Source organism: Mycobacterium cookii, from assembly GCF_010727945.1.
Lineage (GTDB): Bacteria > Actinomycetota > Actinomycetes > Mycobacteriales > Mycobacteriaceae > Mycobacterium > Mycobacterium cookii.
On record NZ_AP022569.1, the window covers coordinates 2,820,688 to 2,841,248 of the forward strand.

Annotated in this window: 19 protein-coding genes; 9 read left to right on the forward strand and 10 right to left on the reverse strand. The window is 62.2% G+C overall.

The window, feature by feature from the left end; all coding sequences use genetic code 11:
- Complete coding sequence (locus G6N27_RS13340) at nt 1-672, forward strand: serine hydrolase (RefSeq protein WP_163776754.1); 672 nt, start codon at nt 1-3, stop codon at nt 670-672.
- On the opposite strand, the gene G6N27_RS13345 is transcribed toward G6N27_RS13340, so the two are convergent.
- From G6N27_RS13345 to G6N27_RS13355, 3 genes are read right to left on the reverse strand one after another with little or no spacing between them, the layout of a single operon-like run.
- Nucleotides 658-2,214, reverse strand: a complete 1,557-nt coding sequence (locus G6N27_RS13345) for an acetolactate synthase large subunit (RefSeq protein ID WP_163776755.1) — start codon at nt 2,212-2,214, stop codon at nt 658-660. The genes G6N27_RS13340 and G6N27_RS13345 overlap by 15 nt on opposite strands.
- A 20-nt stretch (nt 2,215-2,234) precedes the next feature.
- Entirely contained in the window at nt 2,235-3,002 is a 768-nt protein-coding gene (locus tag G6N27_RS13350; RefSeq protein ID WP_163776756.1) for a fructosamine kinase family protein, read from the reverse strand.
- Nucleotides 2,999-4,645: an acyl-CoA synthetase gene (locus G6N27_RS13355; RefSeq protein WP_163776757.1), complete on the reverse strand. Its 1,647-nt coding sequence runs from the start codon at nt 4,643-4,645 to the stop codon at nt 2,999-3,001. The genes G6N27_RS13350 and G6N27_RS13355 overlap by 4 nt, the downstream gene beginning before the upstream one ends.
- A 69-nt stretch (nt 4,646-4,714) precedes the next feature.
- On the opposite strand from G6N27_RS13355, the gene G6N27_RS13360 reads away from it, so the two are divergent.
- From G6N27_RS13360 to G6N27_RS13385, 6 genes are all read left to right on the forward strand, one after another.
- The gene (locus G6N27_RS13360; protein WP_163776758.1) at nt 4,715-5,515 is read left to right on the forward strand and encodes a crotonase/enoyl-CoA hydratase family protein; all 801 of its coding nucleotides are present in this window, start codon (nt 4,715-4,717) and stop codon (nt 5,513-5,515) included.
- 226 nt (nt 5,516-5,741) lie between these two features.
- On the forward strand, nt 5,742-6,833 hold the full coding sequence (locus G6N27_RS13365; RefSeq protein WP_163776759.1) for an NAD-dependent epimerase/dehydratase family protein: 1,092 nt from the start codon (nt 5,742-5,744) through the stop codon (nt 6,831-6,833).
- Nucleotides 6,830-8,107 carry a hypothetical protein gene (locus G6N27_RS13370; RefSeq protein ID WP_163776760.1) on the forward strand — a complete coding sequence of 426 codons (1,278 nt, stop codon included), beginning with the start codon at nt 6,830-6,832 and terminating at the stop codon, nt 8,105-8,107. Before G6N27_RS13365 ends, G6N27_RS13370 begins: the two co-directional genes overlap by 4 nt.
- The gene (locus tag G6N27_RS13375; RefSeq protein ID WP_163776761.1) at nt 8,104-9,138 is read left to right on the forward strand and encodes an FkbM family methyltransferase; all 1,035 of its coding nucleotides are present in this window, start codon (nt 8,104-8,106) and stop codon (nt 9,136-9,138) included. The genes G6N27_RS13370 and G6N27_RS13375 overlap by 4 nt, the downstream gene beginning before the upstream one ends.
- 16 nt (nt 9,139-9,154) lie before the next feature.
- The gene (locus G6N27_RS13380; RefSeq protein ID WP_163776762.1) at nt 9,155-9,982 is read left to right on the forward strand and encodes a sulfotransferase; all 828 of its coding nucleotides are present in this window, start codon (nt 9,155-9,157) and stop codon (nt 9,980-9,982) included.
- A 171-nt stretch (nt 9,983-10,153) separates the two neighbouring features.
- Complete coding sequence (locus G6N27_RS13385) at nt 10,154-10,846, forward strand: hypothetical protein (protein ID WP_163776763.1); 693 nt, start codon at nt 10,154-10,156, stop codon at nt 10,844-10,846.
- A 16-nt stretch (nt 10,847-10,862) separates the two neighbouring features.
- Here the strand turns inward: G6N27_RS13385 and G6N27_RS13390 are convergent, their stop codons facing one another.
- The 7 genes from G6N27_RS13390 to G6N27_RS13420 form a co-directional block, all read right to left on the reverse strand.
- Nucleotides 10,863-11,612, reverse strand: a complete 750-nt coding sequence (locus tag G6N27_RS13390) for an ABC transporter permease (protein WP_163776764.1) — start codon at nt 11,610-11,612, stop codon at nt 10,863-10,865.
- Between the two features lie 25 nt (nt 11,613-11,637).
- The gene (locus G6N27_RS13395; RefSeq protein ID WP_163776765.1) at nt 11,638-12,408 is read right to left on the reverse strand and encodes an ABC transporter ATP-binding protein; all 771 of its coding nucleotides are present in this window, start codon (nt 12,406-12,408) and stop codon (nt 11,638-11,640) included.
- Nucleotides 12,405-13,349, reverse strand: coding sequence for a UDP-glucuronic acid decarboxylase family protein (locus G6N27_RS13400; protein ID WP_163776766.1), 945 nt, complete (start codon nt 13,347-13,349; stop codon nt 12,405-12,407). The genes G6N27_RS13395 and G6N27_RS13400 overlap by 4 nt, the downstream gene beginning before the upstream one ends.
- Before the next feature lie 43 nt (nt 13,350-13,392).
- Nucleotides 13,393-14,715: a UDP-glucose dehydrogenase family protein gene (locus tag G6N27_RS13405; protein WP_163776767.1), complete on the reverse strand. Its 1,323-nt coding sequence runs from the start codon at nt 14,713-14,715 to the stop codon at nt 13,393-13,395.
- Nucleotides 14,716-15,401: 686 nt separating this feature from the next.
- A complete protein-coding gene (locus G6N27_RS13410) occupies nt 15,402-16,604 on the reverse strand; it encodes a cytochrome P450 (RefSeq protein ID WP_163776768.1) in 1,203 nt (400 codons plus the stop codon).
- Nucleotides 16,601-17,317, reverse strand: coding sequence for an acetoacetate decarboxylase family protein (locus tag G6N27_RS13415; protein ID WP_163776769.1), 717 nt, complete (start codon nt 17,315-17,317; stop codon nt 16,601-16,603). The genes G6N27_RS13410 and G6N27_RS13415 overlap by 4 nt, the downstream gene beginning before the upstream one ends.
- A gap of 43 nt (nt 17,318-17,360) precedes the next feature.
- Nucleotides 17,361-18,392: an LLM class F420-dependent oxidoreductase gene (locus G6N27_RS13420; protein ID WP_163776770.1), complete on the reverse strand. Its 1,032-nt coding sequence runs from the start codon at nt 18,390-18,392 to the stop codon at nt 17,361-17,363.
- A gap of 58 nt (nt 18,393-18,450) precedes the next feature.
- Between G6N27_RS13420 and G6N27_RS13425 the strand changes: the two genes are divergently transcribed.
- Nucleotides 18,451-19,443: a Zn-ribbon domain-containing OB-fold protein gene (locus G6N27_RS13425; RefSeq protein WP_163776771.1), complete on the forward strand. Its 993-nt coding sequence runs from the start codon at nt 18,451-18,453 to the stop codon at nt 19,441-19,443.
- 9 nt (nt 19,444-19,452) lie between these two features.
- Nucleotides 19,453-20,514 (forward strand): thiolase domain-containing protein, encoded by a 1,062-nt coding sequence (locus G6N27_RS13430; RefSeq protein ID WP_163776772.1) that lies wholly within the window; start codon nt 19,453-19,455, stop codon nt 20,512-20,514.
- The last annotated feature ends 47 nt before the right edge of the window (nt 20,515-20,561 follow it).

Below are 20,561 nucleotides of genomic sequence, written 5' to 3' on the forward strand. Positions count from 1 at the left end.
GTGAATCACGCACTGGAAGCGAGCCTCGACGCGTTGACACTGCCCGGGAAGGTCGGCGTCGCGATCGCTTCCATTGGCGCAGAGCCTATTTCCCTCGGCGAGTGGACCGCCGGAGTGGCGTGGTCGACGATCAAGGTGCCGCTTGCTATTGCCGCATGGCGCGCAGGCTCGGCGAGCCCCGATCAGCTGTTCGCGACGATCACGCAATCCGACAATGCCGCGGCAGAACAACTGTGGGCGCAGCTTGGCGAACCCGCTGCACAGCTCGTGCAGTCCGTCATCCGTGACGCAGGCGATGAGGCGACCGTGGTCGAATCACGGCGACTGCGTGCCGAATACACCCCGTTCGGTCAGACCCGTTGGTCGCTGGCCGACCAGGCCCGTTTTGCCGCCGGTCTGCCACAGGTACCCGATGCGTCGCGTGTCCTCGACCTGATGCGCAACCTCAGCTCCGATCACCGTTGGGGCTTGGCAGCGAAAGGCTATGCCGCAAAGGGCGGTTGGGGCCCGGGAATCACAGGAGGGTACCTGGTCCGCCAGTTTGCAATCGTCTCCGGGACGGTCGGTGTCGCGGTTGCGGCCGACGTCGGTGAGGGCGGATACGAGGTAGGGGTCGACGTGGTCAACACGTTGGCCGACTGGGTCGTCGACGAGGTCCTAGCCGAGGATTGACGGCACGATCGCGTCGATCAGGTGGGGACCAGGCTCGGCGAAGGCGCTGCGCAGGGCGTCGGCGAAGTCCTCGGCAGCGGTGACGCGGCGGGCCGGAACACCGAGTCCCTCGGCGATCTTGACGAAATCTATTGTTGGTCGCGATAAGTCGAGCAAGTCCAGCGCTTTGGGGCCGGGCGTGGCGCCGGCCCCGACTCGCTGCAGCTCGATCCGCAGGATGTCATACGCGCTGTTGTTGTAGATGACGGTCGTGACGTCGAGTTTTTCCCGCGCCTGCGTCCACAGACCCGAGATCGTGTACATCGCCGACCCGTCGGATTCCAAACACAGCACCGGCCGGTCGGGCGCGGCGACCGCGGCGCCGACGGCGGCCGGAATGCCATAGCCGATGGCTCCGCCGGTCAGTGTCAGCCAATCGTGGGCGGGCGCACCGGCGGTCGCCGCCGTCAACGGCACACTGGACGTGTTGGACTCGTCGACAACGATCACGTGTTCGGGCAGCAGCGCACCGACGACGTCTGCCACCGACACGGCCGTCAATGGGCCGGTGGGCAATTCGGGGCGCGACGGTATCGCGACGGTGGCCGTCGTGCCGGGCGCCAGCTCGTCAGCGAGCGCCGCAAGTGCCGCGGCGGCACCGTTTGGCCCGGCCAGCACGTGGACGCTGCAGCCCTCCGGCACCAGATCGCTCGGCTTGCCCGGGTAGGCGAAGAACGACACCGGTGACGGCGCACCGGCCAAGATCAAGTGTTTGGTGCCCTCAAGTTGTGCGACAACGGCTTCGGCGAAGTACGGAATGCGTTCGACTGCAGGAACTCCAGCACCACGCTCCAGTCGCGTCGGAAATGTCTCGCAGTACGAACGGTTTCCGGTGGCCTCCGCGATCCGAACGGCCGCCGTCAAACCGCTGCCGCGGGTGGCGCCGCCGCCGATCAGCAGAACCGTGGGTTCGCCGGATCGCAACACCGCGGCAGCTGATTCCACGGCCTCGGTGTCGACGTCGACCGGCTTCGGCTGCTGAACCGATACGCCGTCGGTGTGGGCGCCGTCTGTCCATGAGGTGTCCGCGGGCAGGATCAGCGTGGAGATCCGTTGACTGGCAACAGTTCTTGCGATCGCCTCGGCTGCATCGGCGGCGACGTCGGCTGTGTCATCGGTTCGGTGCACCCACCCCGAGACGCTGCCGGCCAGTGCGTCGATATCGGATTCCAGTGGGGCGTCGTACTTCTTGTGATACGTAGCGTGGTCACCGACGACGAGCACCATCGGGACGCGGGCCCGCCGCGCGTTGTGCAGGTTGGCCAGCCCGTTGCCCAACCCGGGGCCCAGATGCAGCAGCACCGCAGCGGGCTTGCCGGCGATCCGGGCGTAGCCGTCGGCCGCCCCGGTGGCAATGCCTTCGAACAGAGTCAACACGCCACGCATCTGCGGAACGGTGTCCAACGCGGCGACGAAGTGCATCTCCGAAGTGCCGGGATTGGCGAAGCACACGTCGACGCCGCCGTCGACCAAGGTATTGATCAGAGCCTGCGCGCCGTTCACGACTTGACTGTAGATGCTTCTCACAGAGCCAACGCGGACCGGGCACAGACACCGGTCCGTTGTGCGTGCCCGCCGCCGAACAACACAACATGTGCGAGTAGTGCGAAGAGCTGGTGCAGGCCGATGCGGCCGCGCCAGGCCGACCGTAACGGGTGCACCCGTTGGTAGCCGTCGACGATTGCGTCGTAGTGCGGGCAGCCGAACAGTGCGAGCATCGCCAGGTCGTTCTCGCGGTGGCCGCCGTGCGCGGCGGGGTCGATCAGCACGACTCCGTCGGGGGTCCACATCACGTTGCCGCCCCATAGGTCGCCGTGCAGCCGGGCGGGCGGATCGTCGTCGTCGAAGTCTCCCGCCCGGCAGCGCGCCGCGACATCGCCGACCGCGGCACGGGTCGCGGCGTCCAGGCGCGGCGCCGCGAGCTCGGCCATCGGCGCCAGCCGCTCGTCGGCGTAGAACTCGCCCCAGCGTTCGCACGACCGGAGCGACATCGGCAACGGCCGCGATAACGGCCCAAAGAATCCCGGGCCATCCCAGTCATCGGGCCCGGCACCGAAACCTGCGGCTCCCCCGTCGTGGGTGACGGCCAACCGGCCGCCGAACTCAGCAGCCGCCTGTGCGGTCGGATTCACCGAATCGAGCCGCCGCAGTGTCAGACTCGTCGCGTCCACCGATAGCACCGGCACGCAGGGGACGCCACCCTCGACGGCTGAAAGCCATTGCAGCCCAGCGGCTTCACACGCGAAGAAGTCTTCGGGTGCGTCGCGGTGACTCTTGACGAAGTCGGTCAAGCGGTCGCGTGCGCGGCGTGCACGTCGTCGGCAGGTCGCGCCTCGGTCTGCTCCTTGGCCCACCGGTAGTCGGGTTTCCCGGCCGGTGAGCGCTTCACCTCGTCGACCAGCCAAAGACTGCGCGGTACTTTGTATCCCGCGATCTCGGCACGCACGAAAGCGTCAAGATCGGACAGCGTCGGCCGCGCTCCGGGCCGGGCCTGGACGACGGCGGCCACATGCTGGCCGTAACGGGGATCGGGCACCCCGACCACCAACGCATCGAAGACGTCGGGATGCCCCTTCAAAGCGGCCTCGACCTCCTCGGGATAGATCTTCTCACCGCCGCTGTTGATCGACACCGAACCGCGACCCAGCATGGTCACCGTGCCGTCCTCCTCGACGGTCGCATAGTCACCCGGGATCGCATAGCGCACACCGTTGATCGTCTTGAACGTCTCGGCGGTCTTCTTCTCGTCCTTGTAGTAGCCGACCGGGATGTTGCCCTTCTTCGCGATGAAACCCCGCACACCGGAACCGGGTTCGACCTCGTTACCGTCGTCGTCGAGGACGACGGTGCGGTGGTCGATCGTCACGCGCGGGCCGCCGCTGTGCGGTGCGTCCTTGGCGACGATGCTGGTGCCGCCGAACCCGGTTTCCGAGGAGCCGATCGAGTCGGTGATGACCCGGTTCGGCAGCAGTTCAAGGAACTTGTCCTTGATGCTCGGCGAGAACAACGCCGCGGTCGAGGCGAGCAGGAACAGCGACGACAGGTCGTACTCGTTGCCTTTTTCCTGGTGTGCCAACAGGGCGTCGAGCAGCGGCCGTGCCATCGCGTCGCCGGTGAAGAACAACAGGTTCACTTTGTGCTTGTGAATCGTGCGCCAGACCTCGTCGGCGTTGAATTCCGGTGCAAGAACGGTGGTTTGGCCCGAGAAGATCGACATCCAGGTGGCCGATTGGGTGGCGCCGTGGATCATCGGCGGGATCGGGTGTCGAATCATCGGCGGATTGGCGGCGGCACCCTTGGCGAGGTCGTGCTCATCCTTGATGAATTCGCCTGTGGCGAAGTCGGTTCCGCCGAACAGCACCCGGTAGATGTCCTCATGTCGCCACATCACGCCCTTGGGGAAGCCCGTCGTACCGCCGGTGTAGAGCAGGTAGATATCGTCCGCACTGCGTTCACCGAAGTCACGCTCGGGCGAGCTGTCGGCGATCGCGGAGTAGAACTCTACTCCGCCATAGCTCTGGTAGTCGGCGTCACTGCCGTCCTCGATCACCAAGATCGTCGTGACGTCCGGGGTGTCCGGCAGTACGTTGGCGACCCGATCCGAGTACTGCCGCTCGTGCACCAGCGCGACCATGTCGGAGTTGTCGAACAGGTAGCGGAGTTCGCCCTCGACGTAGCGGTAGTTGACGTTGACCAGAATCGCGCCGGCTTTGACGATGCCCAGCATCGCGATGACGATCTCGTTGCGGTTGCGGCAGTACAGGCCGACCTTGTCGTCCTTCTTTACGCCCTGCTCTTGCAGGTAGTGCGCGAGGCGGTTGGCTTTCTCCTCGAGCTCGGCGTAGGTCAGCTGATCGTCGCCGCAGATCAAGGCGACACGGTCGGGGACGGCATCGATGGCGTGCTCCGCCAAATCGGCAATATTCAAGGCCACGGGACCTAAATTAGAACGTGTTACATTTCCTGACAAGTTTCCGACCGGCGCACAGGAAGGTGACCATCGGTGAGCGAGTCAGAAAAGAAGGCCGACGCCCTCATTGAGCAGCGCGGACACACCCTGATCCTGACGCTGAACCGCCCGGAGGCCCGCAACGCGCTTTCCACCGAGATGCTCTCGATCATGGTCGAGGCCTGGGACCGCGTCGACACCGATCCCGACATCCGGTGCTGCATCCTGACCGGGGCCGGCGGGTACTTCTGCGCGGGCATGGACCTCAAAGCCGCGACCGCGCGTCCGCCGGGCGACTCGTTCAAAGACGGCAGCTACGACCCGTCGCGCATCGACGCGCTGCTGAAGGGCCGTCGGCTGACCAAGCCGCTGATCGCGGCCGTGGAGGGACCGGCCATCGCGGGCGGCACCGAGATCCTGCAGGGCACCGACATCCGCATCGCGGGCGAGAGCGCCAAGTTCGGCATTTCAGAGGCCAAGTGGAGCCTGTACCCGATGGGCGGCTCGGCGGTGCGCCTGGTGCGTCAGATTCCGTACACGATCGCCGCGGACCTGCTGCTGACCGGACGGCACATCACCGCCACGGAAGCCCTGTCGTACGGCCTCATCGGCTACGTCGTACCCGACGGCAGCGCGCTGGAGAAGGCACTCGAGATCGCCGACGTGATTTCGAACAACGGGCCGCTGGCCGTGCAGGCCATCCTGCGCTCGATCCGGGAGACCGAGGGTTTGCCGGAGAACGACGCGTTCAAGATCGACACCAAGCTCGGCATCGGTGTATTCCTGTCCGACGACGCCAAGGAAGGCCCGCTGGCCTTCAAGGAGAAGCGCGCGCCGCAATTCAAAGGGCGCTGATCGTCGACCGTCGGTGGTGAATACCAACCGCGGAGGAGCGTTTACCGCAACCAGTGAATTCGTCAAGCGTCTTCCGGCGCACATCGGCGGCTCGACTCTGGTCTCCGGCCGAGGTGGATGTCGTCCATCACGATTGGGGCGTTGAGTAGTCGATCGGGCATGCGAAACGCCAGCGCACCGTACTCTAACCTCCAACGAACAGCGGGCGCTGACGAAAGGAGGCCCAGTGAAGGCGCTGATAACTGGTTCCGCGGGTCTCATTGGGTCGGCATGTGTAAGCGCTCTGATCTCGCGCGGGTGGGAAGTCATCGGCGTCGACAATGACATGCGCCGGCAATTCTTCGGTCCGGCCGGATCGACCGCGACAGTAGTCGCCAGCCTCAAAGACCAGTATCGCCGCTACCGTCATATTGATGCCGACATCCGTGATCGGCAGCTAATCAGAGACGTCGTCGCGGAGCATCGTCCGGATTTCATCATTCACACCGCGGCCCAGCCGTCCCACGACTTGGCAGCCAAAATCCCATACGATGACTTTGACGTCAACGCGGTGGGCACCCTGAATATCCTCGTGGCGGCTCGCGATTTTTGCCCCGAATCCCCGTTCTGCTTCACAAGCACGAACAAGGTCTATGGTGACCGTCCCAACTTCCTGCCGCTGGAGGAGCACCGCACCCGCTACGACTACGCTGACGGCCTGCGGGCGATCGACGAAACGATGTCGATTGACGGTTGCCTACATTCGCTGTTCGGCGCTTCGAAGGTCGCGGCCGACGTCCTAGCACAGGAATTCGGCCGTTATTTCAACATGCCGATCGGCATATTTCGGTGCGGATGCCTGACCGGTCCCCTGCACGCCGCGGTGGAACTGCATGGCTATCTGGCCTATATCGTTGAATGCGCCCTGACCGGACGCGATTACACCATTTTCGGATACAAAGGAAAACAGGTTAGAGATCAAATTCATTGCGACGATGTAGCGAGGCTATTCCTGGACTTCTACTCGCAACCACGAAACGGCGAGGTATACAACCTTGGCGGCGGCCGGGAGAACAGCCTATCGATTCTTGAGACGATTGACATTCTCGACGGGATGGGCCACCCCTTGAAATACCAGCTGAATGCGGACAACAGGACCGGCGATCATATTTGCTACATATCGGATCTCCAAAAGATACGATCACATTTTCCGGAGTGGAAGATAGAATATAACCTGCAGCAGTGCATCGATGAAATGGTTAGGCTCCAAGACGGCCGGCTCCGTGACGGGAAATTTGTCCGGACGCCTGCAACACCTATCGGAGGAGCTGTGAAATGATCGGCAGCCCACTGGTCATCGCCGAAAAGGCGCGCGCGCGGTTGCAGGCCATCCTCTCCGGGGAAGTTGACGCGGCGGCAAGCATCGAAGAGGTGGACCTGGCGAGCCTGCCCGACTCCGTGGATCTTGTGATCACCGCCTGCGAGGTCAACCCCCTGCATGGAACCGGCACATTGTTGCTGAGAATCTTTCCCGACCAGAGATCGATCATCTCGCTTCGCGCTGAGGATTTCTACGACGGGGCAACAGATTTCGGCTGTGTGAGACTGCGGCTTCCACTTGCCCAGGCCGCGAGGCCGGTGATATTGGCCTGGCTCAAATCGAGCCTCGCGGGCGTGAACATCAGACGCATACTTTGCGTCCCCTACACGCCGGCGGAAGCAACTCTGGCGCTGGCCGCCCACGAGCTGCTCGGCGCGCCCCTGGCCGTCTACGTCATGGACGACAAAAACGTCTGTGCAGACGGGATCACCGACGGCCTGATGCGCGAACTCCTGGAGAAGGCAAGCTTGCGGCTGGTGATCGGCCCCGAAATGCGCGATGCCTATGAAGAGAAATACGACATGCCGTTCTGGGTCATGCCTCCAGTCGTTGCCGACCACATCGTGGAACGTGATGCAGCGTCGTCCGCGCCAGGCATCGACCCGCGTCGCGGGGTTCTGCTCGGCAACATCTGGGGTCAGCGGTGGCTAGACATGCTGCGGCAGATTTTTCGGGGTGCCGGCGTGACCATCGACTGGTATTGCAATCAAATCAATCCGCCGGGGCTGGAATACGACCGGGACGAACTTGCCGCGGACGGCATCGTGCAACGGAATCCAATCGCCGAAGATGACCTGCCGAGGGTGCTCGGCGAGTACGCATTCGCCGTCGTTCCCACCGACACGCTCGATGGTCTGAGCCCGCTTGCCGTGCGCGCCATCGCCGAGCTGAGCCTGCCCAGCCGGATGGTCACCATGATGGCGACCTCGCACCTGCCGATGCTGGTGGTCGGCAGTCCCGCCACCTGTGCTGGCGGCTTTGTCGAGCGCTTCGACCTCGGCGCCATCGCGCCATATGATCGCGCCGCCGTGCTCGCGTCTATCGAAGCCCTGACCACCCCGGACCGCCAGGCCGACGTTCGCGCCAGGGCCGCGCGATTGAGCGGGTATTTCACCGCGGCCGGTGCAAGCGAGTGGATTTGGGACTCGCTCGATGCGGGGCGACCGATCACCTCGATATACGAGGACCTGATGCCCAGACGCAACGTGAGCGCGACGGTCGCCCAATCATGACCGAGCGTGACGATGTTGTCGTCAAACTAGACGAGTTCGCCGAATTTAAGCGTGAGCTCGAGCAGTACATCGAGACCCTGGTGCTGAACGACAGCAGCATCATCGACGCGCTGGCCCGCACGCTTGGCCTGATCGCCAAGCTGGAGGCGCAGGCCGAGCAGCACCAGACGTGGCTCGTCGCGGAAATCCGTTCGCTGACCGCGGTCGTCGCCGACCTTGGCTCCTCGACCCGCCCGAGCGCACCCGTCGTCGCGCCGAACGCCGATGAGTTCTCCGCGCTCAATCCCGAAATCGGCCTTTTACAACATGTTTCGTCGTACATCGACAACCGCACTGTGGTCGACGTCGGCGCCCATCTCGGTGATGTCGCCGAACGTCTCCTCGACTGTGGTTGCCGGGTCTACGCGTTCGAGCCCTTCCCGGCGAGCTTTGCGGCTCTTCAGGACCGGCTCGGCGGCAGGGCAGACTTCACCGCATCGCCAAGCGCAATCGGCGCGGCGGATGGCGAGGGCAAGCTCAATATCGCGGCAGCGGCGAACGGCGCTGAGGGGCTGGACGCCTCGCTATTCCACAGCCTGGTCGATCATCCACTGGGCACAAGCATCCGGTTCGCCGATGCCGTCGAGGTCCAAGTCCGGAGCCTCGCCAGCCTTCGACAGAAAGTCGAGATTCCCGAACAGATCGGAATTCTCAAGATCGACGCCGAGGGTGCCGACATCGAGATCATCAAGGGTCTCGGCGAGCCCGATATTCCAGTCGTGATGACCGAATTCTGGGATTCTCAGCACGCGTTCGGAGCGGGGACGCACGGGCACTTGGGACCCACTGTGGCGCTTATGCGCTCACTAGGCTATGCCTGGCACGTGGTGATCTACCACATCGATGAAAACGAAACTATTTCCTACTACTTTAATAATGCGCAGACGATCCCCAATTCCTGGGGCAATGCGATCTTCTTCAAAGAGCGATCCCTTTTCGCCCGTGCGGCGCAATGGTGTGAAGCTGTGCTGCGACCTACGCTGCACGGGTAGGACCTCGCCTGCCCCTATGACTCGTCCAGAGCTTCGAGTATCTGCTGTGCAGCGCGAACTTCCCCGTCTTCCGGTCATTCGCAACTTGGGTGGATGTGGCGTCACCATATTGGCTCGCGTAATAGCAGCACTGCCTGAGGTCGTTCTGCTCAGCGAGACCAACCCGCGTTCATCGGCTCTCTACAACGGGTACTTGAATCCGATTGTTCAGATTCGCAAGTGGTCACCCGAGTTAGCCGCAGCCATATCTACATTCGATGAGCACGAGTTAGGGTACCCACCACGCTTCGGCGAATTACTGGAATGCCTGCATTCCGCATCGGAAAAGCTGGGCCGCAACCTCGTCGTTCGTGATTTTAACTATGTAGATTTCATCGGCATACCCTTTGTCTGGCCCGTAGCGCATGCCTCCAGCCTCGACTTGGCAGTAGCCGGACGTTTTTGTTTATCTCCGATCGTCGTGGTCCGTCATCCTGGCGACCAACTCGCGAGCCTGCGCTCACATCGAGCGATACGCGCGAATCTCACTGCCGAGCATTACCTAAATTCCTACTTTACGTTTTTAGATGCCATGAAGGGCGCGCCACTTTTTCGATACGAGGATATCGTCGCAGACCCCCGGAGTTATTTTCCCCAGATTTGTTCTCAGCTCGGTCTTGGATGGGACCTGAGTGCGCTCGAAAGAATTGCTTCCATCGACCAAGTAACCGGTAATCCGGACGGCAATAAAGAATCGGTTATCCGGGAGCCTAGAAAGACCGACGCTGCCGCGCTGGCCGATGAAGAGTTGCGTCGGTTCGGGTCCTACTCCCAGCTTCTCATCGAGATGGGCTACTCCGCTTAGCCCCTCAGCCATCGGTAGTACAACCTAAGACGATGGCGAAAGCCGGGCTGTGCCTACCGATGTGCCAACTAACCTTGAATTGCCCACTGATCTGCCGACCGAGGGATCGCGATGCTCGTTATCTGCAATGGAATGCCGCGCAGCGCGTCGACGTGGTCCTACAACGTCACCATGGCCCTGCTGCGCCTTACTGCGGAGGAGGTCTATGGCGGCTACGACGAGAACCTGCATCGCTTCCTATGCGGCCTGCCGGCGGCCTGTGCGCACGCGGTCGTCAAATGTCATTCGCTTGACGCTGCTGGCCTAAGTCTTGCTCAATTGCACGCCGCCAAGGTCGTCTACACGTGGCGCGATTTAGCCGATGCGACGGCATCCTTCATGACCATGTTCGACGTCGACTTCGAGCACACTATCGCTCTCATGTCGAGTTCGCTCGACCTCTATGGGCGCCATCGGAGGAACGGCGCGCTCATCCTGAGCTATGCGGCGATCACCCAGCAACCTGCCGAATCGGTGGCTGCAGTCGCCTGTTATCTGAATGTCGCCGTGGGCCAAGATCAGATCGCTGAGATCGTCGACGCGAATTCATTTGACAGAGTGCGCGAAAGGCTGAAAGCGATCGGCATGCTCGACTATGAAGAGCGTCTGGTTCGCCTCGACCGAACTTCATACACTGATACAGCGCACGACCGTAGCTATCTCTACGATCCTGACACCCTGCTCCACCTCGATCACATTCGTGACGGCAGCACCGGCTACGGCACGACTCGATTGACGCGGTCCCAGCTGCGCCGGCTCCGGAACTTGCTGCGCGAAAAGGGTGACGGCGGCGTCGCCGCCCCGTCAGTCATGCGAGACGCCTAACACAACGAACCTCTGCCTACTCCATCTTGATCAGCAAGCCCCGCGATCGAGCCGACTCGAACATCCTCCGGAACAACAAAATCGCCAGTGCTAGGTACGCGATGTCCAGCGTGATGCCGGATCGGAAGTCCGAAATCGAGAATCCCCCACCCGCGAGCAGCTGCCGCATCCCTTCGAACGAATGAGTGGTGGGTAGCGCCAGTGCGAGTGGATGCAGGAAAACCGGCAGCGTGTTCAGCGGGTAGAAAACGCAGGAAAAGGGCATCAGGATACCGGCGAAGCTCCAGGCCAGTCCTTCAAGCTTCGATCCGTACCGCACGATCAGGCTGGTGATTACGACGCCGATTGAGAAGCCAAAGAACATGAGGACCGCAATAAACGGCACGAATTCGATCAGTAACGGAAAAATATTGAAGTGATAGCAGAGCAGTGCAATAACGGATTCCAAGGCCAATCCAAAGAACGCCTTGATCAGATTCACGCAGACCAATGCGTAAATGTACTCTGCCACGCTGAGCGGTGAGCTGAAGAGGCCGACAAGGTTTCGCGTCCAAACCTCTTCAAGAAATCCCTGCGCCATGTCACGCTGGAAGCCATAAAACAAGCCCCACAAAACAACGCCCCCGAGGAGCGAGCTTATGAGGCCCAGTTGTAGGCGTTGGTGATTGGTAAGGTAGATAGTGAGGAAGCCCCACATTACGATATTCACCACGGGGAAATACACCATGTTGATCAAGTGATTGCCGTTGTGGCGCAGTTCGTACATATGGCGCAGGACGACTGCCTCGATTCTATGGAGTCGCATCTCTTTGCCGCCTGGCGATGTGGATAAATACCTCTTCGAGAGCGGGTTCGTCCCGGCGCTCCGATAAGACGGCCCGGGTGACCTCGATTGGGCTACCGCTTGCAATGTTTCTGCCATGGCTTAGAAAGACAACTCGACTACACATCCGCTGCACTTCGGCCATATTGTGTGAGGTATAGAGAATACTGGTACCGCGACTTCGTTGTAGATCCAGCAAGGCGTCTCTCACTTCGAGTGCGATCAACGGGTCAAGATAGACGGTCGGTTCATCGAGTAACAACAATTCGGGATCGTTCAGGAATGCTTTACACAGGCCCGCGCGCGCGATCTCACCGGAGGACAGTCGTGATATCGGCTTCCGCGCCAACTTGCTTATGCCGAACCGTTCGAGCAGTTCGGCGATTTTAGCCATCGGGTTACTGACGTTATATATCCGGGCATAAACGGTCAGATTTTCCCGTACCGTCAGCCGGGCCGGAAATGCCACATAGGGCGAGGTGAAATTTAGTCGTTGCAGTATCCACTCGCGATCTGCGTCCAAACTTTTACCGAACAAGGAAAATGTGCCCGCACTTGGCGTAATCAACCCTGAGAGCATGTGCACGATCGTCGACTTGCCCGCTCCATTCGGACCGACCAGGCCAACGATTTCGCCTTGGTAAACGGAGAAGGACACATCGTCCACGGCGCGCAACTTACGAAATGTCTTCGTCAGATGCTTCACGTCGAGCAAGATCGGGACATCAGCCGCGTTCACGAGGCCAGCTTCTCGACTTCCTTTACATGCCACTCGACAGTGCGTGCGATCCCCTCACGCACCGAAACTTGAGGGTTCCACCCAAGCCGATCACGCGCTCTTGTGATGTCGGGTCGCCGGCGGGTGGGATCATCTTGTGGCAGCGGGTGCAGCTCTATCCGGGATGAGGAACCACTTAGCTCGAGCACCAATTCGGCGATCTCGACGACGCTCAGTTCCACTGGGTTGCCGAGGTTAATTGGTCCTGGCTCGCTGGAATCCAGCATCGCCAGGATCCCATGAACCAGGTCGTCCACATAGCAAAGGCTTCGGGTCTGTGTACCGTCGCCGAAAACGGTCAGGGGTCTGGAATTCAGGGCCTGGTCAATGAAACTGGAGACAACGCGCCCGTCATCGGGGCGCATCCGAGGGCCGTAAGTGTTGAAAATCCGCAGAATTCCGGTGTCTGCGCCACAGTAGGTGCGGTATGCCGTCGTCAACGCCTCTGCGTATCGTTTGGCCTCGTCGTAGACACTTCGTGGTCCGGCGGGATTGACGTTGCCCCAATATTCTTCTGGCTGCGGGTGAATCAGGGGTTCACCATAAACTTCACTGGTTGACGCGAGGATGAAGCGTGCGGATTTGGCGACGGCGAACTCGAGCACATTCCGCGTTCCCTCCGACCCCGTCCGCAGAGTGAAGATGGGCCTATCCAGGTATGCGGACGGCGACGCAGGGCTGGCGAGGTGAATCACACCGTCGAACCTGCCGTAGATGTCAACGGGCTCAAGGACGCTCGCCTCGATGAGTGAAAATTTGGCAGACGTAGCGAGATGCTCGATGTTGGTGCGCCAGCCGGTTGAGAGATCGTCCAGGCATACAACCGTATGGTCGTGGGCGATCAGCAGATCGCACAGATGTGATCCGAGGAACCCTGCCCCACCGGTAACGAGGACTCTCACGGCTTTTCCCCCTGCGGTTGCGTTTGCCTTAGTTGCGGCACCATCATGGACGCCCGAAGCCCCGGTAATTCCAGCCCGCCGCACGCCAACACAGCGGGTCAAGGCAATTACGCGCATCGACGACGCGCTTCGATCCGGTTACCGTTTCGAGTTCTTCCGGTTGCAGTGCCCGAAATTCATCCCACTCGGTGAGAATCAGAATCACATCGGCCCCCTGACATGCATCCAAGGCTGACAACGAATAATTGGGCGTCGGGAACACCTGTCGCGCGTTGTCCATGGCTTTGGGGTCGAACACGCTCACAATGGCACCCTGTAGCTGTAATTGCCCGACGACATCGAGTGCCGGCGAGTCACGAATGTCGTCTGAGTTCGGCTTGAAGGCAACGCCAAGGACCGCCACTCGCGCCCCATCCAGCGAGCCACAAACTTCGCGAGTGGCATCGATTACCCGGCTGCGTTGTCTGATATTGATGTTGTCGACGATCTGCAAAAATGTGGCGACATCGCCGAGGCCCAGCTCGTCGGCCCGAGTCATGAAGGCACGTATGTCTTTCGGGAGGCATCCGCCGCCGAAACCCAGCCCGGCATCCAGGAATTCCCGCCCGATGCGCTTGTCAGCCCCGATGGCCGCGGCGAGCATAGTCACGTCGGCGGATGCGGCTTCGCACACTTCAGAGATCGCGTTAATAAATGAAATCTTTGTTCCGAGAAAAGCGTTGGCCGCCACTTTGGCCAATTCAGCGGTCGCCAGGCTCGTGATCAAGAACGGAATATCATCATCGGTCGACAGCGGGCTGTACAGCGCTGCAAGCGTTTTCGCCGCCCGCCCTTCGTGCGAGCTCTCCACACCGACGACAATGCGATCGGGGTGCAACGTATCGCGCACGGCAAATCCTTCGCGGAGGAACTCGGGATTCCAGGCGAGCTCTACATCGTCACCCGCAGGGGCAATGCTTCGCATACGCCTTGCCAGCCGCTGGGCTGTGCCCACCGGTACCGTCGACTTCCCGACGATCAGAGCTCGTCTATTCAAATGCGGAGACAGAGTATCGACCGCCGCGTCTATGTACGACAGGTTCGCGCCGAACCCCAATTCGCTTTGTGGCGTACCTACGGTAAGAAAGTGCACGTCCGCGAAATCTGCCGCTTCCACGTAAGAGTCGGTAAAGCGGAGGCGCCCCGACGTCAGGTTGTCCCGCACGATGTCATCGATGCCCGGTTCGAAGAACGGCACCTCCCCGGACTGAAGCTTGGCTACCTTGCCCGGGTCGGTATCGACACCCAGGACATCGTGGCCAATGTGTGCCATACAAGCAGCATGGGTTGTACCCAGATACCCCGTTCCAATCACCGCTATGCGCATCTGAAATCCGCTCGCTTTCGCACGACATGGTGGTCGACTACAGCGACGATTTCTGGCGTGGCCTGGAGCAGCCTCCGGTTGCACACGTGTGTTGTTGTCGTCTTTGCCGAAGCAACTCCGCGATTCAACGCTTCAGCCCTTCAAGAGAGCTCAAGCGCGCGTGCCAAGACATTTTCCACGGCGCACGCGAGTTGACCATCGTGGCCGAAGGCGATAATGAATTCCGGCGGTTGACCGACCAATGCTGCGCAGTCGGTAACCACACGCTAGCCGGGAAGCGCACAGCGGTAACGATCCAACAACCAGGCTCCATTCCCCATGCTCTCACCCCAAGCCGCAGTCGTGTGCGCGATTACGTGATCTCGGTAGCCATAGGATTCGACGGCGATGTGACGCGGTTTCAGGCGAGAATGCCAAACTGATTGGACGACTCGGGGGCTACAAGAGGAGGGGCGGCCTACGCGGGTCCGAGCAGCTGATCACCTTTTCCCGACGAATATTTTTAGTTTGCCGACCGCCTGCACTAGACCCAACAGCGGCGATCTTCGCCACTTAGACAAGACGCGCCAATACCGCCACCGCCGGTGAGCCGTCAACCACAGCCTTCAGATCGTCGCCGGCACGCTGGGGTCGCTAAACCCACAGACATCTAACAGTCGTCCCCTGGACCGCACGGTCTGCGGCGGTTAGCCGGATAGCGGCGCGCTCGGGGTAAAGGTCACCGGCATCTTCTCCAAACCGGAGACGAAGTTCGCCGGTCGCAACGGCAGCGCGGCATCCGAGGCCAGCCGCATGTCCGGAATGCGTTGCAGCAGCCGCGTCTGCATGATCGACAGCTCCAGCCGGGCTAGCTGGTTACCCAGGCAGAAGTGCGTCCCGAAGCCGAACGCCAGGTGGTTGTTCGGGTAGCGCTCGATGTTGAAGCTCTCCGGCGCCTCGAACACCTTCTCGTCGAAGTTCGCCGACTCGAACAGCAGGATCATCTTCTCGCCCTCGTGCAGCGCAGTGCCGTGAAACTCGGTGTCGGCGGTGATCGTGCGGGCCATGTTCTTCACCGGCGCGGTCCAGCGCAGCATCTCTTCGATCGCGTTGGGCAGCAAAGCCAAGTCGCCCGCCAGCCGCTGGTGCTGCTCGGGATGCAGCAGCAGCTGCCTGGTTCCGCCGGACAGCGTGTGGCGTGTCGTCTCGTCGCCGCCGATCAGCAGCAGCAGAACCTCGGTGACGATCTGATGGTCCTCCAGGCGTGACCCTTCGACCTCCGCATGCACGAGGACACTGACCAGGTCGTCCGTCGGTTCGGCCTTGCGGGCCTCGATCATTCCCATCATGTATCCGCTGTAAGCAGCGAAGGCATCCATCGTTACCTGCACGTCCGCTTCGGCCGCGGTACTGCTCAAGGAACTGACCAGATCGTCGGACCACTTGAGAAACATCTCGCGTTCCTCCGGGCGCACCCCGAGCATGTCGCCGATGACCGCCATCGGCAGGGGCGCCGCGAGGTCCCAGACGAAGTCGCACTCCCCACGTTCGCACACCGCGTCGATCAGCGTGTCGCACAGCGAAGTGATCTTGGATTCCAGATCTTTCACGCGCTTGCGGGTGAAGCCGTAGTTGACGAGCTTGCGGCGCAACAGGTGTTGCGGGTCGTCCATCTCGATCATCATCTCGACGCCGGGCTGGTCGGGCCGGATGCCGCCGGCATTCGAGAACAGCTCCGGGTTGCGCTCGGCTTCGATGACGGCCTGATACGTCGACGCGGCGGCCAACCCGTTGCGGTCCCGGAACACCGGCTCGTTCTCCCGCATCCAGCGGTAGACCGACCGGGAATCACCCGCGTAAAAGGTGCCGTCGGTCAGATCGACATCTGGTCTGGTCTCTACGGTTGTCATGAGATCTCCTGAGCATCGCCGAATGTCATTTGCACGTGTTCAACAGAGCTGTTCAGCATCGCGCGCTTCGGAAGGCCCAGCGACGCCAGCTCTTTCGAGTAGGGGTGATCACCCAGCCAGATGCGCACTCCACCGAATCGATTGCGCACACCGTCGAGCGTGTGTTCGAAGGAGGTCTCACGGGTAACCCCGTCGCGGTACGAGTAGGTGCGCTGCGCTTGCTGTCGCGGGGTCAACCGAATCGGCAGGCCGCGGCGAAATTCCATGCCGACCACCAGCTGACCGTCGACGCTGCAGTCGAATCCGAATTGGCGGCCCTCTCGAATGGTGAAGTCCGCCATGACTTTCGGGTAGCCCCAGATTTTGGTGCCGGCTTCCAGCGTGAACGCCTGATCGACGGGCAGGTGGTGGATAAAGGCGCCGGCCGACCCCAAGGCACGGGGTCCGCTCGCGTTCGACCCTGGCGGATTGACCATCACGCTGGTGCCGAACTCGTGATACCTGCCCAGGTCCCCGTCGATGTAGTGCATCAACATCAGGATCACGATCGCGCGCCCGGGCAGATAGCGGCAGACCCGCAGGCCGCTGTAATCGATCATCCGCTGCGCGGCGTCGGCATCTACCGAGAACATCGCCATGTGCTGGTTTGCCTTGCGGATCTGCACCGGCATCGTCAGTACCGTGCCCGCGATGGTGTGCTGCGAGGCTGTCATCCGGACAACTTAGAACGTGTTCTATCGCCTGGCAAGCACCGGGTCAGACCAGCGACGCCAGCTCTTGGACCTGCGCTGTACTGCGGCCGGAGACCACCATCATGGTCACGCCCGCGGCTTCCCAGGCCTTGATCTGCTTACGCACGTAGTCGACGTCGCCGACGATCGCCGCGTCGTCGATGACCTCGTCGGGGATGACCTCGGCGGCCTTGTCCTTGTGTCCACTGCGGAACAGCGCAGTGACCTCGTCGACCACCTCGGCGTAGCCCATCCGGCGGTAGACGTCGGCGTGGAAGTTGGTGTCCTCGGCGCCCATCCCACCCATGTACAGGGCGATGTAGGGCTTCATGGCCGCCAATGCCGTGGTGCGGTCGTCGGTGATGACGATGTTGGCCGTCGCGCAGATCTCGAAGGTCTCGCGGGTGCGACGGGCACCGGGCCGGGCGAAGCCGTCGTCAAGCCACTCGTTGTACATGTCGGCCAACCGCGGCGTGTAGAAGATGGGCAGCCAGCCGTCGCAGATCTCGGCGGCCAGCGCGACGTTCTTCGGCCCCTCGGCGCCCAACAGGATCGGGATGTCGGCCCGCAGCGGATGCGTTATCGGCTTGAGCGCCTTGCCTAAACCCGTCGTGCGCTCACCGGTCAGCGGCAGCGGATAGTGCGGGCCGTCGCTCGTGACGGGCTTCTCCCGGGCCAGCACCTGGCGGACGATGTCGATGTATTCGCGGGTACGGGCCAGCGGCTTGGGAAACGACTGGCCGTACCAGCCCTCGACGACCTGCGGACCCGATACCCCTAACCCGAGCATGTGGCGCCCGCCGGACAGGTGGTCGAGCGTCAGCGCTGCCATCGCGCAGGCGGTCGGGGTGCGCGCGGACAGTTGCACCACTGAGGTGCCCAGCCGCAGCCGTTGCGTCGACGACCCCCACCAGGCCAGCGGAGTGTAGGCGTCTGAACCCCACGCCTCGGCGGTGAATACCGCGTCGAAACCGGCGTCCTCAGCGGCGGCCACGAGTTCGGCGTGGTTGTCGGGCGGCTGAGCGCCCCAATATCCCAGCTGCAGTCCCAGCTTCATTTCCGCCTCCTCGGTAGGCTGCTTGCCCAGATTCCTAGAACCTGTTCTACTCGATGCTGTGACCACCAGCCAAAGCAGCCCGGTGCAGATCGATACCCATCAGAAGCCACTGTCGGCGCCTCTGAAGCTGTCGTTCGACTACACCCGTTCAGTCGGACCTACCCTTAGCCAGTTCTTCACCGCCCTGCGCGAGCGACGCATCGTCGGTGTCCGGGGCTCTGATGGCCGGGTCTACGTTCCGCCTGCCGAGTTCGACCCCGTGACCTACGAACGACTGACCGAGATCGTACCGGTGGCCAGCGTCGGGACCGTGCTGTCGTGGACCTGGCAGCCCGAGCCACTGCAGGGTCAGCCGCTGGACCGACCGTTCGCGTGGGCGCTGATCAAGCTCGACGGCGCCGACGTCCCGCTGCTGCACGCTATCGACGCTGGATCATCCGACGCGATCAGCACCGGAGCGCGGGTGCACGCACACTGGGTCGACGAGCCGGCCGGCGCGATCACCGACATCGCCTATTTCGCGCTCGGTGACGAGGCTGAAGCAGCGTCTGAAACGACCGACGACCGAGAGCCGGTGACGGTCCAAGTGACACCGAGCAGCATCGAAATCCAGCACACCGCTTCACTTCCCGAGACCGCGTTCCTGCGGGCGCTGGAAGAGGGCAAGTTGCTCGGTGCCCGCACCGGCGCCGACGGAAAGGTGTACTTCCCACCGAAAGAAGCGGATCCCGCGACCGGTCTGGAACTCGACAACTTCATCGAACTGCCCGACAAGGGCACCGTGACGACGTTTGCGATCATCAACATCCCGTTCGCCGGGCAACGCATCAAGCCGCCGTACGTAGCGGCGTACGTCCTGCTCGACGGCGCCGACATCGCGTTCCTGCACCTGATTCAGGAGATCGACGCCACCGAGGTCCGAATGGGCATGCGGGTCGAGGCGGTGTGGAAGCCCCGCGAGGAATGGGGCCTGGGCATCGACAACATCGAATACTTCAAGCCGACCGGCGAACCCGACGCCGAGTACGACACCTACAAACACCACCTGTAAAGGGACAAAGTGACCGATCGCGATGTAGCTGTCGTCGGATTCGCCCACGCGCCGCATGTGCGGCGCACCGACGGCACCACCAACGGCGTCGAAATGTTGATGCCGTGTTTTCACGCGCTATACGACGAGCTCGGCCTGCAGCAGACCGATATCGGCTTCTGGTGCTCCGGGTCATCGGATTACCTTGCCGGCCGAGCCTTCTCGTTCATCTCCGCGATCGACTCGATTGGGGCGGTGCCCCCGATCAACGAGTCACATGTCGAGATGGACGCAGCGTGGGCGCTCTACGAGGCCTACATCAAGTTGCTGACCGGTCAGGTCGACACCGCGCTGGTCTACGGGTTCGGCAAGTCGTCGGCGGGCACGCTGCGCCGGGTGCTGTCGCTGCAGACCGATCCGTACACGGTCGCGCCGCTGTGGCCGGACTCGGTGTCGATGGCGGGGCTGCAAGCACGCTTCGGCCTGGACGCCGGCAAGTGGACGGCCGAGCAGATGGCGCAGGTGGCGCTGGACTCCTTCGCGGTCGCTCAGCGCACCGACGCCGAGAAGCCGGCGAAGAGCATCGACGAATTGCTGGCGCGGCCGTACTTCGCCGATCCCCTTCGCCGCCATGACATTGCGCCGATCACCGACGGAGCGTCGGCGATAGTGCTGGCGGCCGGCGACAGGGCCCGCGAGCTTCGCGAGAACCCGGCGTGGATCACCGGCATCGAGCACCGCATCGAGACACCGGTGCTTGGCGCGCGGGAACTCACCACGTCGCCGTCGACGGAGGCATCGGCGAAGGCCGCGACGGGCGGCGATGCCGCCTCGATCGAGGTGGCCGAGATCTACGCGCCGTTCACCCATCAGCAACTCATCCTGACCGAGGCCATCGGACTGCCGTCATCGACCAAGGTCAACCCGTCGGGCGGCGCACTGGCGGCCAACCCGATGTTCTCGGCAGGCCTCGAGCGCATCGGCTTTGCGGCACAACACATTTTCGATGGCTCCGCGGGACGGGTGCTCGCCCACGCGACCAGCGGCCCGGTGTTGCAACAGAATCTCGTCGCCGTGCTGGAAGGGAAATAACGATGTCCGCGCCAGTGACGATGCAGAGCGGAGCGATGAGGAGGAAC